Source organism: Streptomyces sp. NPDC012825 (assembly GCF_042900925.1).
Lineage (GTDB): Bacteria > Actinomycetota > Actinomycetes > Streptomycetales > Streptomycetaceae > Streptomyces.
Window position 1 is genome coordinate 506951 of sequence record NZ_JBIBBZ010000003.1, and the last position, 13041, is coordinate 519991.

Annotated in this window: 10 protein-coding genes and 2 pseudogenes; 10 read left to right on the plus strand and 2 right to left on the minus strand. The window is 74.7% G+C overall.

Features of this window, described 5'->3' with window-relative positions:
- Positions 1–60: 60 nt before the first annotated feature.
- On the minus strand, positions 61–930 hold the full coding sequence (locus ACFY7E_RS10960) for an HAD family hydrolase (RefSeq protein ID WP_389483075.1): 870 nt from the start codon (positions 928–930) through the stop codon (positions 61–63).
- A 450-nt stretch (positions 931–1380) separates the two neighbouring features.
- Here ACFY7E_RS10960 and ssd point away from each other — a divergent pair, with 450 nt between their 5' ends.
- From ssd to ACFY7E_RS10995, 7 genes and pseudogenes are all read left to right on the plus strand, one after another.
- Entirely contained in the window at positions 1381–2601 is a 1221-nt protein-coding gene (ssd, locus tag ACFY7E_RS10965; protein ID WP_389483077.1) for a septum site-determining protein Ssd, read from the plus strand.
- Positions 2598–3773 (plus strand): TadA family conjugal transfer-associated ATPase, encoded by a 1176-nt coding sequence (locus ACFY7E_RS10970; protein ID WP_389483080.1) that lies wholly within the window; start codon positions 2598–2600, stop codon positions 3771–3773. Before ssd ends, ACFY7E_RS10970 begins: the two co-directional genes overlap by 4 nt.
- Positions 3770–4648: a type II secretion system F family protein gene (locus ACFY7E_RS10975; protein WP_389483082.1), complete on the plus strand. Its 879-nt coding sequence runs from the start codon at positions 3770–3772 to the stop codon at positions 4646–4648. The genes ACFY7E_RS10970 and ACFY7E_RS10975 overlap by 4 nt, the downstream gene beginning before the upstream one ends.
- A complete protein-coding gene (locus ACFY7E_RS10980; RefSeq protein WP_389483084.1) occupies positions 4648–5421 on the plus strand; it encodes a type II secretion system F family protein in 774 nt (257 codons plus the stop codon). The genes ACFY7E_RS10975 and ACFY7E_RS10980 overlap by 1 nt, the downstream gene beginning before the upstream one ends.
- Positions 5422–5484: 63 nt before the next feature.
- Entirely contained in the window at positions 5485–5739 is a 255-nt protein-coding gene (locus ACFY7E_RS10985) for a DUF4244 domain-containing protein (RefSeq protein WP_389483087.1), read from the plus strand.
- Positions 5726–6166: pseudogene (locus tag ACFY7E_RS10990) on the plus strand (TadE family type IV pilus minor pilin); the annotation flags it as partial. The gene ACFY7E_RS10985 and the pseudogene ACFY7E_RS10990, both read left to right, overlap by 14 nt.
- A gap of 290 nt (positions 6167–6456) precedes the next feature.
- Positions 6457–6690 (plus strand): annotated as a pseudogene (locus ACFY7E_RS10995) (Rv3654c family TadE-like protein); the annotation flags it as partial.
- Between the two features lie 40 nt (positions 6691–6730).
- Here ACFY7E_RS10995 and ACFY7E_RS11000 read toward each other — a convergent pair.
- Positions 6731–9532, minus strand: coding sequence for a DEAD/DEAH box helicase (locus tag ACFY7E_RS11000; protein ID WP_389483089.1), 2802 nt, complete (start codon positions 9530–9532; stop codon positions 6731–6733).
- 80 nt (positions 9533–9612) lie between these two features.
- Here ACFY7E_RS11000 and ACFY7E_RS11005 point away from each other — a divergent pair, with 80 nt between their 5' ends.
- From ACFY7E_RS11005 to ACFY7E_RS11015, 3 genes are all read left to right on the plus strand, one after another.
- Positions 9613–9966 (plus strand): STAS domain-containing protein, encoded by a 354-nt coding sequence (locus tag ACFY7E_RS11005; protein WP_030205962.1) that lies wholly within the window; start codon positions 9613–9615, stop codon positions 9964–9966.
- A gap of 15 nt (positions 9967–9981) precedes the next feature.
- Positions 9982–10440, plus strand: coding sequence for an ATP-binding protein (locus ACFY7E_RS11010; protein ID WP_389483092.1), 459 nt, complete (start codon positions 9982–9984; stop codon positions 10438–10440).
- A 251-nt stretch (positions 10441–10691) separates the two neighbouring features.
- Entirely contained in the window at positions 10692–13028 is a 2337-nt protein-coding gene (locus tag ACFY7E_RS11015) for a sodium-translocating pyrophosphatase (RefSeq protein WP_389483095.1), read from the plus strand.
- The last annotated feature ends 13 nt before the right edge of the window (positions 13029–13041 follow it).

Consider the following 13041-nt stretch of genomic DNA (forward strand, 5'->3'; position numbering starts at 1 on the left):
TCCTTTTTACTCCTCTTGGGGTAGAAGCGAAAGTGCTGGTTCCACTTCTCTGGTTTTTGCTCAAATTCGGGCAAAGTCGCCGGCGGTCCGGGAGGCGGCGAGGGTGGCCTGCCGACGCCTGGCGGCGTACCAGACGAGCCCGGCTCCGACGGCGGCCGCTCCCACGGCCGCCGCGGCGACGAGCGCGGGCCGGGGCGGCATCCGGAAATCGGGCAGCCGCTGCTTGAGGCGGACCGGCTTCTCGAAGGTGAGGACCGGCCACTCCCGGGCGACGGCCTCGCGGCGCAGCGTCCGGTCGGGGTTGACCGCGTGCGGGTGGCCGACGGCCTCCAGCATGGGGATGTCGGTCGCCGAGTCGCTGTACGCGTAGCAGCGCGAGAGGTCGTAGCCCTCCGACTCGGCGAGTTCCCGGACGGCCTCGGCCTTCGTCGGTCCGTAGGCGTAGTACTCCACCTCCCCTGTGAAGCAGCCGTCCTCGCCGACCACCATCCGGGTGGCGACGACCCGGTCGGCCCCGAGCATCTCGCCGATCGGCTCGACCACCTCGGCGCCGGAGGTCGAGACGATGACGACGTCCCGACCGGCGGCGTGGTGGGTCTCGATGAGGGAGGCCGCCTCGTCGTAGATGATCGGGTCGATCAGATCGTGAAGGGTCTCGGCGACGAGCTCCTTCACCTGGGCGACGTTCCAGCCTTTGCAGAGGGCGGAAAGATATTCGCGCATCCGCTCCATCTGGTCGTGATCGGCTCCGCCCGCCAGGAAGACGAACTGGATGTAGGCCGTCCGCAGGGCGGCACGGCGACTGATCAGCCCGCCCCGGTAGAAGGACTTGCTGAAGGTCAGCGTCGAGGACTTCGCAATGACCGTCTTGTCCAGGTCGAAGAAGGCGGCTGTGCGCGGCAAGGAGTGGTTTTCCACGAGCCCGAGCATAGGTGCCCGCCATTCGGCGTACGCTGGGGCGCGTGGGTTTGCCTGAGAAGCCTCTCGGGTACACCATGGAAGTCACGGATCGTTCGCGACCGTGCTACCCCGGTCCGGCTCCTCCCCCCCCGAGTCGGCCGGAGAGACGACCCCCGCTCTCCCCCCCGGCGGGGGTCGTCGCATGTCCGGAGCCGTTTCGGGCCTGTGAGACATCGCCCGCTCCCTTCTCTTCGCCCCTCGGCCGCGAGTCGGCCATCGGGCTGTCGTGCCCTCGATTCCTCACTCAGAGTAACCAGTGTGATGCGTTCCGGGCAGTCTCCGGAGGGGTGACGCGGTTATTCACAGGCCCTCCCTTATCCACAGTTTTTCGGTGAGATCCCCACGATTTCCTGGGCTGCCCCACGGTGATTCCTGTCGCGAAGTTCGCGGACGGAGGGAATCACGAGAGGGGCGTGTGCCATGGAGGCATCCAGGACTTCCGGGGCCGGGCCAGGAGCCGGGACCGGGGGAGAGAAGGACCGGGGCCCGCTGTCGCCGGCGCGGGAAACCGAGGCGCGAGGGCCCGGGGCGCGGGGTGCGGACGAGGGGCGAGGGTCCGGGGCGCGGGGTGTGGACGAGGGGCGTCGGGCCGGGCCGCTGATCGTCACCGAGGACCTCGGGCTGCTCGACGACCTCCTCAGGCTGTGCGCGGCGGCCGGGGTCGAACCCGAGGTGCACCACCGGGTGCCCGAGCGACGGGCGGGCTGGACGGACCCACCGCTCGTCCTGGTCGGCGACGACGCCGCCGCCCGCTGCCGGGGAGCGGTGCGCCGGCCGGGGACCGTCCTCGTCGGACGGGACCGGGACGATCCGGGGGTGTGGCGCCTCGCCGTGGAGATCGGCGCGGAGTGCGTGCTGCGGCTTCCGGACGCCGAGGGCCTCCTCGTGGACCGCATCGCCGACGCGGCCGAAGGAGTGGGCCGGCAGGCGCTGACCGTCGGCGTCGTCGGCGGCCGCGGGGGCGCGGGCGCCTCCACCCTGGCCTGCGGTCTCGCCCTCGCCGCCGCCAGGACCGGGCGGCGCACCCTCCTCGTCGACGGCGACCCGCTGGGCGGCGGCCTCGACGTGCTGCTCGGCGGCGAGCGCGAGGAGGGCAGGCGGTGGCCCGACTTCGCGGCCTCGAAGGGCCGGCTCGCGGGCGGGGCCCTGGAGGAGTCCCTGCCGTCGGTGCGGGGCGTCCGGGTGCTCAGCTGGGGCAGGGAGCCCGCGCTGCCGGTGCCGCCCGAGGCCGTGCGGTCCGTTCTCGCCGCCGCGCGCCGCCGGGGCGGAATCGTCGTGGTCGACCTGCCGCGCGGAGGCGACGGGCCGACCACCGAGGCACTGGCCCAGCTCGACCTCGGACTGCTCGTCGTGCCGGGGGAGCTGAGGGCCGTCGCGGCGGCCCACCGGGTGGCCTCGACCCTCGGGGCAGCCGTGCGCGACCTGCGGGCCGTGGTGCGCGGGCCGTACGCGACGGGGCTCGACGAGCGCTGGGTCGCCGACGCGCTGCGACTGCCGCTCGTCGGCGAACTCCCCTACGACCCGGGGATCGTGCCCGACCAGGACGCGGGCCTTCCGCCGGGCGCCGAGCCCCGGGGACCACTCGGCCGCTTCTGCGCCGCCTTCTGGGAGCGCGCGCTCACGCCCGGCGGTGCGGCATGACCGGAAACCGGGGCGAAGGCGGTGGCACGGGACTGCTCGACGCCGTGCGGCAGCGGCTCGCGGTGAGTGGGGCCGAGCCCACCCCGGCCCGGGTCGCGGCGGCGCTACGGGCCCAGGGGCGGCTGCTCGGCGACGCGGAAGTGCTGGGCGCCGCCGAGGAGCTGCGGTGCGAACTGATCGGCACCGGGCCGCTCGAACCACTGCTCGCCGACCCGGCCGTCACCGACGTCCTGGTCTCCGCCCCCGACCGGGTGTGGGTGGACCGGGGCGCCGGACTCGAACGGGCCCCGGTGGCCTTCCCCGACGCGGCGGCCGTCCGCAGACTCGCGCAGCGGCTCGCGGCCGTCGCCGGACGCAGACTCGACGACGCCCGCCCCTGGGTGGACGCCCGGCTCCCCGACGGCACCCGCATGCACGCGGTGCTGCCGCCGGTGGCGGTCGGCTCGACCTGCCTCTCGCTGCGGGTGGTGCGCCCGCGGGCCTTCTCCCTGGAGGAGCTGGCCGCGGCGGGCACGGTGCCGCCCGGCGGCGCCCCGGTCCTGCGGGCCCTGATCGACGCCCGGGTCTCGTACCTCGTCAGCGGTGGGACGGGCACGGGGAAGACCACGCTCCTCGCCTCCCTGCTCGGCCTGGTGGGGGAGCGGGAGCGGATCGTGCTCGCCGAGGACTCGGCGGAGCTGCGGCCCGACCATCCGCACGTGGTGCGACTGGAGGCGCGGCCCGCCAACCAGGAGGGCGCCGGGCTCGTCACCCTGCGGGACCTGGTCCGGCAGGCGTTGCGGATGCGGCCCGACCGGCTGGTGGTCGGCGAAGTGCGCGGCGGGGAGGCCGTGGATCTCCTCGCGGCCCTCAACACGGGCCACGAAGGGGGCTGTGGAACGGTCCACGCCAACACGGCGGCGGACGTACCGGCGCGGCTCGAAGCCCTGGGGACGGCGGCCGGGCTCGACCGGGCCGCCCTGCACAGCCAGTTGGGTGCCGGGCTCTCGGTCGTGCTCCACCTCGTGCGGGACCGGGACGGGCGGCGGCGGATCGCCGAGATCCACGTCCTGGAGCGCGACCGGGAGGGGCTGGTCCGGACGGTTCCCGCCCTGCGGTGGGGCGCGTCCGGGTTCGAGCGGGAGCAGGGCTGGGAGCGGCTGAGGACGCTGATCGGAGGAGGAATGTGGTGACGGCCGAGCCGGAAGCGGTACGGGGTGCGGCGCAGGGCGTGGCGGTGCTCTGCGCGGGGCTCGCCCTGTGGTGGGCGGTCGAGCGGCGACGCGGGGCCGGCCGGGCGCGGGCGGTGCTCGCGGGCGGTGTGCCCGGGGGATCCGGCCCGGGGGCGTGGCCGGTGGCGGTCGCGCACGGGTGGGCCCTGCTGCGGGGCAGGCGCGCGTGGCTGTGCCTGCCGGTGGCGGGGGTCCTCGCACTGCTCGGGGAGTCGCCGTTGCCGCTGGTGGCGGGGGCGCTCGCGGTGCCCCTGGTCGGGCGGCGGCTGCGGGCCGCCGGACGGCGGAGGGAACGGGAGGCGCGGGCCGAACGGGTCGTGGCCCTGTGCGGGGCGGTCGTCGGGGAGCTGCGGGCCGGCTGGCAGCCCGCGCAGGCGCTGTCCTTCGCGGCCCGGGAGACCGGCGCCCTGGGCGGCGAGGAGGCGCGGGTGCTCGCGGCGGCCCGGTTCGGCGGGGACGTGCCGGAGGTCCTGCGGAGGGCGTCCCGGCAGGACGGCGCCGACGGCCTCGCGGGCATGGCGGCCTGCTGGCAGGTGGCCGTCGACGGGGGCGCGGGCCTGGCCGCCGGGCTCGACCGGCTGGAGGCGTCCCTGCGGGACCAGTACGAGCAGCGGGAGCGACTGCGGGCCGAACTGGCCGGTGCCTGGGCCACGGTGACCGTCCTCGCGCTGCTCCCGGCGGCGGGACTCGCCCTCGGCACGGCGCTCGGGGCCGACCCGCTGCGGGTGCTGCTCCACACCCCGGCCGGCCTGGGCTGCCTGGCCGTCGGCGGGGCCCTGGAGGCGGCCGGCCTGTGGTGGGCCGCACGGATCGTACGAGGAGGGGAGCGGGCGTGATGCCGGTGGACGTTCTTCAGACGGGGGCGCTCCTGACGGCGGCGGTGTGCCTGTGCGCACAAGGCGTCCGCGAGGTGCTGCGCGAGCTGGGGGCGCGCCGCACGCGGAGGCGGACGCGGGACCTCCTCGGGGCGCCGGCCCCGCCGCCCCGGAAGACCAGGGCGGGGCTGCCGCCGTGGGTGGGGGTCTGGGCGGTGCCGGTCGTGGCGGTCGGGCTCGGCTGGGCGCTCTTCGGCGGGATCGCCGGCCTGGGCGTCGGAGCCCTGGTGGCCTGCGGGGTACGGGGACGGCTCCCCGGACGCGGGGAGTCGGCCGATCCGGACGGCGACGAGGAAGCGGTACGGCACCTGCCGCTCGCGGCCGACCTGTTGGCGGCCTGTGCCGCCTCGGGGGCCGGGCCCGGAGAGGCGGCGGAGGCGGTGGGCCGGTCGCTGGGCGGCCCGCTCGGCGAACGCCTCACCCGCACGGCGGCCGAGCTGCGCCTCGGCGGTGAACCGGCCGAGGTGTGGGGGAGGTTCGGCGCGATACCGGGGGCCGCGGGGCTCGCCCGCTGCCTGGAACGGGCCGGGTCCTCGGGGGCGCCCTCGGCGGAGGCCGTGGCCCGGTACGCGACGGCGCTGCGGGCGGACCGCGCCCGTACGGCGGCGGCCCGTGCGCGCCGGGCGCAGGTCCTGATCAGCGCGCCCGTGGGGCTCTGCTTCCTGCCGGCCTTCCTGGCGGTGGGGGTGGCCCCGGTGGTGATCGGCCTCGCGGTGGGCCTGCTGAACGGATGAGAACGACGACGAGACACGACAAGCGGAACAGCACGACAAGTGGAACAGGACGAGGAGAACGACATGGCAGGGGCAGTGGCGATGACGGCGGCAGCGGCGGCGACTGTGGTGACGGCGGCCCGGGAGCGGGTCGGCGGATGGTGGCGGACGCGGCGGGAGGCCGCGCGTCGTGACACGGGGATGAGTACGGCCGAGTACGCGGTGGGGACGATCGCGGCGGCGGCGTTCGCCGCGGTGCTCTACAAGGTCGTGACCAGCGGGACGGTCTCGGGAGCGCTGGAGTCGATGATCGGGAAGGCGCTCGATGCGTCGTTCTGAGACGCGTCGTTCCGTGACGCGTCGTTTCGAGACGCGCCGTTCAGAGGCACGTTGTTCAGAGGCGCGTTGTTCCGGGACACGTCGTTCCGGGACACGTCGTTCCGACCGGGGCTTCGCGACCGTGGAGGCGGCGATGGTTCTGCCCGTCCTGGCGCTGTTCACGGTGACCATGCTCTGGGCGCTGGCCGCGGCCGCCGCGCAGATCAGGTGCGTGGACGCGGCCCGGGCAGGGGCGCGGGCGGCGGCCCGTTCGGAACCGGTGGCCGCCGCGGAGACGGCCGCGCGGTCCGCGGCGCCCGAGGGCGCCCGGGTGACGGTGGCGCGCTCGGGAGAGCTGTGGCGGGTGACGGTGGAGGCGGCGGCCCCCGGGCCCCGGGGACTGGGCCTCACCCTGCGGGCGGACGCGGCGGCCCTCGCGGAGGACACCGGGTTCCTCGCGGAGGGCGGCACGGCGACCGTGGCCTCGGGGGTCGGAGATTTCGGGCTCGAGGATTTCGGGCCCGGGGACTCCGCGCCCGGGGGCCCGGAGTTCGGGGGCCCGGAGTTCGGGGTACCGGGGGCCGACGCCCCGGGACCTGGGTTCTTGGAGGCGGGCACCCCGGTACCTGGGACTTCGGAGGCGGGCGCCTCAGGATCTGGGGCCTCGGGGCCCGGGGATCCGCCGTGAGGGCCGGTTGTCGTCGGTCGGGTCGCCAGGGGGACCGGGGTGCGGCGACCGTGTGGACGGCGTTCGCAGCCTGCGCGCTGTGTGTGGTGTTCGGGGCGTTGCTCGCGCTAGGCCAGGCAGTGGTGGCCCGGCACCGGGCCGGCGGGGCCGCCGACCTGGCGGTCCTCGCCGCCGCCGACCGGGCCCTGTGGGGCGAGGCCGAGGCGTGCGCCGCCGCCTCGCGGGTGGCCGGCGTGCAGGGCGTCGAGCTGGTGCGGTGCGCGGTGCGGGGCGAGCTCGCCGAGGTGACCGCGCGGGTGGTGCGCGGCCCGTACCGGCCGGAGGTCAGGTCCCGGGCGGGGCCTCAGGAGCCCCGGCCGGATCCGCCGGAGCCGCCTCCCGGTCTTCCGACACCTGGAGGTCCTGCGGAGCCGCTTCCTGGCCTCCGGGCACCTGGAGGTCCTGCGGAGCCGCTTCCTGGCCTCCGGGCACCTGGAGGTCCTGCGGAGCCGCCTCCTGACCTTCCGGAACCTGGAGAACTCGCGGAGCCGCTTCCTGACCTCCCGGCACCCGGGGGTCCCGCTGAGCCGCCTCCCGGTCTTCCGGCACCCGCCGGTCTTCCAGGGCCGCCTCCCGGTCCTCAGGCGCACCTTGCCCCTTCAGGGCAGCCTCTTGGTCCTCCGGGGCGGCCTCCCGGTCCTCCGGAGCCTCGCGGAGGAGTTCCGTGAGGAGGCGGACCGCGCCGCGTTTGTGGAGGGGGTCGTTGCCGTTGCCGCACTTCGGGGACTGGATGCAGGAGGGGCAGCCCGCCTCGCACTCGCAGGAGGCGATGGCCTCCCGGGTGGCCGTCAGCCAGGCGCGGGCCGTGTGGAAGGCCCGTTCGGCGAAGCCCGCGCCGCCCGGGTGCCCGTCGTACACGAAGACGGTGGGCAGCAGGGTGTCGGGGTGGAGCGGCACGGAGACGCCGCCGATGTCCCAGCGGTCGCAGGTGGCGAAGAGCGGCAGCATGCCGATGGAGGCGTGCTCGGCGGCGTGCAGGGCGCCGCCGAGGATCTCCGGGTTGATCCGGGCGGCGTCGAGCTGGTCCTCGGTGACCGTCCACCACACGGCGCGGGTGCGCAGGGTGCGGGGCGGCAGGTCGAGCTTGGTCTCGCCGAGCACCTCGCCGGTGATGAGACGGCGGCGGAGGAAGGAGACGACCTGGTTGGTGACCTCGACGGAGCCGTAGCAGAGGCGGCCGGCTCCCCAGGGGATCTCGGTGTCGGTGTCGAGGACGGAGACGGAGGTGGTGTCGCGGGCGGTGGTGGAGTACGGCGGGGCGGCCTCCTCCACGAGGGCCACGGAGTCCTCGAGGTCGAGCTCCCGCACCAGGTAGGTGCGGCCCTGGTGGAGGTGGACGGCGCCTTCGTGGACGGAGGCGTGGGAGGCCGCCTCGTCGACCGTGCCGAGGAGCCGGCCGGTGCCGGCCTCCACGATCCGGACGGGGCTGCCGCCGCCGCCCCGGATGTCGGCGAGGTCGGCGGCCCGCTCGCGGCGGGTCCAGTACCAGCCGGTGGAGCGGCGGCGCAGCAGGCCGGCGGTCTCCAGCTGGGGGAGCAGGCCGGGGACGGCCGGGCCGAAGAGGGCCAGGTCCGGTTCGGTCAGCGGCAGCTCCGCCGCCGCGGCGCACAGATGGGGGGCGAGGACGTAGGGGTTGTCGGGGTCCAGGACGGTCGATTCGACCGGCTGTTCGAAGATCGCCTCCGGGTGGTGGACCAGGAAGGTGTCCAGCGGGTCGTCCCGGGCGATCATGATCGCGAGGGCGCCCTCGCCCGAGCGGCCGGCGCGGCCCGCCTGCTGCCACAGGGAGGCCCGGGTGCCCGGGTATCCGGCGATCAGGACGGCGTCCAGGCCGGAGACGTCCACGCCCAGCTCCAGGGCGGTCGTGGCGGCCAGGCCCAGGAGCTCCCCGGAGTGCAGGGACCGTTCCAGGGCGCGGCGCTCCTCGGGCAGGTAGCCGCCTCGGTAGGCGGCGACGCGGCGGGCCAGGGCGTGGTCGGTCTCGGCGAGCCGCTCCTGGGCGATCACCGAGATCAGCTCGGCGCCGCGCCGGGACCGTACGAAGGCGACCGAGCGGACGCCCTGCCTGGTCAGGTCGGTCAGCAGGTCGGCGGTCTCGGCGGTGGCGGTGCGGCGCACGGGCGCGCCGCGCTCGCCGCTCAGCTCGGTCAGCGGCGGCTCCCACAGGGCGAAGACCAGTTCGCCGCGCGGGGAGGCGTCGTCGGAGACCTCGGTGACCGGCAGGCCGGTGAGGCGGCCGGCGGCCCGGGCGGGGTCGGCGGAGGTGGCCGAGGCGAGGAGGAAGACCGGCTCGGAGCCGTACCGGGCGCAGATCCGGCGCAGGCGCCGCAGCACCTGGGCGACGTGGGAGCCGAAGACGCCCCGGTAGGTGTGGCACTCGTCGATCACGACGTAGCGCAGGGCGCGCAGGAAGGAGGACCACCTGGGGTGGGAGGGGAGGATGCCCCGGTGCAGCATGTCGGGGTTGGTCAGGACGAGGTTCGCGTACTGGCGGACCCACTCGCGCTCCTCGACCGGCGTGTCGCCGTCGTAGAGGGCGGGGCGGATCCGGTTGCCGAGCGGGGCGGCCAGCTCCCGTACGGCGCGCCGCTGGTCGGCGGCGAGGGCCTTGGTGGGCGCGAGGTAGAGGGCGGTGGCCCCGCGCCCGTTGGGGGCCTCGGAGCCGTCCAGGAGGGTGGTGAGGACCGGGGCGAGGTAGGCGAGCGACTTGCCCGAGGCTGTGCCGGTGGCGATCACCACGGACTCGCCGTCGAGGGCGTGCTCGGCGGCCTCCGCCTGGTGGGCCCACGGATGCTCGATTCCGGCTTCCTGGATCGCCGCGATCACCTCCGGACGGATGCGGTGCGGCCAGACCGCATGACGACCCGCCCGGGCGGGCATGTGCTCCGTATGAGTGATGCGCGCGGCCCGGCTCTCGCCCGAGGAGAGCCGGTCCAGGACCATGCCGGGAGAGGGGCGGCTGCCCCTGTCCCCGGCGGGACGACTGGGGCGGTGATTCTTGGCCATCGGCATCGAGTGTGTCACTGCCATGACGGACAATGCTTCCAAGGCGTCGTGCATGGCTGTGGGTAAGTGATTGAATGCCATCGCGGCTGGCGATCCGTTCCTCGGCCCCGTCCGGGAGACCCGAGAGAACGATCGCCCGATAGCAAGGTGCTGGAGGATCCGTGGACCTGTCCCTGTCGACTCGCAATGTGACCGGCGCTGGTGGTGACCGTACGGTCGTCGAGGTCGGTGGCGAGATTGATGTGTATACCGCGCCCAAGCTGCGCGAGCAGTTGGTCGAGTTGGTGAACGACGGCAGTTACCACCTGGTCGTCGATATGGAGAGCGTGGACTTCCTCGACTCCACCGGCCTCGGTGTGCTCGTCGGCGGCCTGAAGCGCGTCCGTGCCCATGAGGGCTCGCTGCGTCTCGTCTGCAACCAGGAGCGCATTCTCAAGATTTTCCGGATCACGGGCCTCACCAAGGTGTTCCCGATCCACACCTCGGTCGACGAGGCCGTCAACGCCGTCGACTGAGCCCGGGGGGTTCGCATGGCCACCGTTGAACTCCGCTTCAGCGCCCAGCCCGAGCACGTCCGGACGGCCCGCCTGGTGGCGGCCGCGGTGGCGCGCCGGGCGGGGGTGGGCGAGGCGGTCCTCGACGAGGTGCGTCTCGCCGTCGGCGAGGCGTGTTCCCGTGCCGTCGGGCTGCACCGCAGCAACGACGTCACGACCCCCATCCGGGTCGTCCTGACCGAGGAGGAGAAGTCGTTCTCCATCGAGGTCGGTGACGAGGTGCCGGGCGCGGGGGTGGCGGCGGCCGATGCGGTCGGGGTGCCCGGCGCGCGGGCCGCGGCCCCGGTCGAGGACTTCGACGACGCCGACGGCGAGGACGAGATGGGCCTCGCGGTGATCCGCGGGCTCGTGGACGACGTCGAGGTGAGCGCCGGCGCGGACGGCGGCACCCTCCGTATGACCTGGCCGGTGAGCCCGGCGGACGTCCTGTCCTGAGCCGCTCCGGTCCCGCGGGACGCGGAAGCGGCGGCAGGAGGAGCGTCAGCAGTACGGGAATCAGCAGTACGAGAAGAGGCCCCGCATCGCGCGGGGCCTCTTCTCCTGCTGTGGGGCCTCTTCTCGTACCGCTGCGGGGCTTCTTCGCGTACCTCCGAGAGGGACGTTCCGAAGCACCGTGATTGGTGCATCCGCGCGGGGGGCTTCCGGGTCCCCGTACGGGCCGGTTCGCCTCCCTATGATCCGTCCCCATGGACCGATCCGTCCCCATGGACCCTCCTTCCTCCGTCTCCCTCGCCGCGGCGGTGCTCACGAGCGGGAACCGGACGATCGTGGTCGTCGTGGCGGCCGTCGCCCTCGCCGCGCTGGTCGTCGCGTGGTTCTTCGCCCGCCGGGTGCTCGCGGCCGGCGAGGGCACCGAGCGGATGCGGGAGATCGCCGCGGCCGTGCAGGAAGGGGCCAACGCCTACCTCGCGCGGCAGCTGCGGACCCTCGCCGTCTTCGCCGCCGCCGTGTTCCTCCTGCTCCTCGCGCTGCCCGCCGACACCTGGGCGCAGCGTGCCGGACGCTCGCTGTTCTTCCTGGTCGGGGCGCTGTTCTCGACGCTCACCGGCTACATCGGCATGCGGCTCGCCGTACGGGCGAACGTCCGGGTCGCCGCGGCGGCCAGGGACGCCGCCCCCGCGCCGGGCGAACCGGAGCGCGACCCGGCCGAGGTCACGCACCGGGCCATGCGGATCGCCTTCCGCACGGGCGGGGTCGTCGGCATGTGCACCGTCGGCCTCGGGCTCCTCGGCGTCGCCTGCGTCGTCCTCGTCTACGCCGCCGACGCGCCCAAGGTCCTGGAGGGGTTCGGACTCGGCGCGGCCCTCATCGCCATGTTCATGCGCGTGGGCGGCGGCATCTTCACCAAGGCCGCCGACGTCGGCGCCGACCTGGTCGGCAAGGTCGAGCAGGGCATCCCCGAGGACGACCCGCGCAACGCCGCCACCATCGCCGACAACGTGGGGGACAACGTCGGCGACTGCGCCGGCATGGCGGCCGACCTGTTCGAGTCGTACGCCGTGACCCTGGTCGCCGCGCTCATCCTCGGCAAGGCCGCCTTCGGCGACCACGGCCTCGCCTTCCCCCTGATCGTGCCGGCGATCGGCGTGGTCACCGCCGTGATCGGCATCCTCGCCGTCTCGCCCCGGCGGACCGACCGCGGCGGAATGAGCGCGATCAACCGCGGCTTCCTCGTCTCGGCGGTGATCTCGCTCGCGCTCGTCGCCGTCGCCGCCTTCACGTACCTGCCGTCCTCCTACGCCGGACTGGAGGGCGTCACCGAGCCCGGCCTCCGCGCGCACGGGGGCGATCCGCGCGTCCTCGCCCTGGTCGCCGTCGCCCTCGGCATCGTCCTCGCCGCGCTGATCCAGCAGCTCACCGGCTACTTCACCGAGACGGGACGGCGGCCCGTGCGGGACATCGGCAGGTCCTCGCTCACCGGCCCCGCGACCGTCGTCCTCGCGGGCGTGGCCCTCGGCATGGAGTCCGCCGTCTACACGGCGCTCCTGATCGGGCTCACCGTCTACGGGGCGTTCCTGCTCGGCGGGACCTCGATCGTGCTGGCGCTCTTCGCGGTCGCGCTGGCCGGGACGGGCCTGCTCACCACCGTCGGCGTGATCGTCGCCATGGACACCTTCGGACCGGTCGCGGACAACGCCCAGGGCATCGCGGAGATGTCCGGGGACGTCGAGGGCGCGGGCGCGCGGGTCCTGACCGACCTGGACGCGATCGGCAACACGACCAAGGCCGTCACCAAGGGCATCGCCATCGCCACCGCCGTCCTGGCCGCCGCCGCCCTCTTCGGCTCGTACCGGGACGCCATCGCCACCGCGGTCGCGGACGTGGGCGCGCGGGCGGACGCGCTCACCCTCTCCATGGACATCTCGCAGCCGAACAACCTCTTCGGCCTGATCCTCGGCTCCTCGGTCGTCTTCCTCTTCTCGGGGCTCGCGATCAACGCCGTGTCCCGGTCGGCGGGATCGGTGGTGTACGAGGTGCGGCGGCAGTTCCGCGAGCACCCCGGGATCATGGGCCGCACCGAGAAGCCGGAGTACGGGCGGGTCGTCGACATCTGCACCAAGGACGCGCTGCGCGAACTCGCCACGCCCGGACTGCTCGCCGTGACGGCCCCGATCGCGGTGGGCTTCGCGCTCGGGGTCGGACCGCTCGGCGCGTACCTCGCCGGGGCGATCGGCACGGGGGCGCTGATGGCGGTCTTCCTCGCCAACTCCGGTGGCGCCTGGGACAACGCGAAGAAGCTGGTCGAGGACGGGAACCACGGCGGCAAGGGCAGCGAGGCGCACGCGGCGACCGTCATCGGGGACACCGTCGGCGACCCGTTCAAGGACACGGCGGGACCGGCGATCAACCCCCTCCTGAAGGTGATGAACCTGGTCGCGCTCCTCATCGCCCCGGCGGTCGTGCGGTTCGGTCACGGGGACGACGCGAACGCCTGGGTACGGGGGGCCGTCGCCGTGGTCGCGCTGCTCGTCGTCGCCGTCGCCGTGCTCCTCTCCAAGAGGCGCGCCGTGCAGGCCGCCTGACGTGGCGTCCGTC

What these genes read in the sequence shown, in the direction of transcription:
- ACFY7E_RS11010 (WP_389483092.1), top strand. Translation starts at nt 9,982, where the DNA reads ATGGCCACCGTTGAACTCCGCTTCAGCGCCCAGCCCGAGCACGTCCGG.
- ACFY7E_RS10985 (WP_389483087.1), top strand. Translation starts at nt 5,485, where the DNA reads ATGGCAGGGGCAGTGGCGATGACGGCGGCAGCGGCGGCGACTGTGGTG.
- ssd (WP_389483077.1), top strand. Translation starts at nt 1,381, where the DNA reads ATGGAGGCATCCAGGACTTCCGGGGCCGGGCCAGGAGCCGGGACCGGG.
- ACFY7E_RS11000 (WP_389483089.1), bottom strand. Translation starts at nt 9,532, where the DNA reads ATGGCATTCAATCACTTACCCACAGCCATGCACGACGCCTTGGAAGCA.
- ACFY7E_RS10980 (WP_389483084.1), top strand. Translation starts at nt 4,648, where the DNA reads ATGCCGGTGGACGTTCTTCAGACGGGGGCGCTCCTGACGGCGGCGGTG.
- ACFY7E_RS10960 (WP_389483075.1), bottom strand. Translation starts at nt 930, where the DNA reads ATGCTCGGGCTCGTGGAAAACCACTCCTTGCCGCGCACAGCCGCCTTC.
- ACFY7E_RS10970 (WP_389483080.1), top strand. Translation starts at nt 2,598, where the DNA reads ATGACCGGAAACCGGGGCGAAGGCGGTGGCACGGGACTGCTCGACGCC.
- ACFY7E_RS11015 (WP_389483095.1), top strand. Translation starts at nt 10,692, where the DNA reads ATGGACCGATCCGTCCCCATGGACCCTCCTTCCTCCGTCTCCCTCGCC.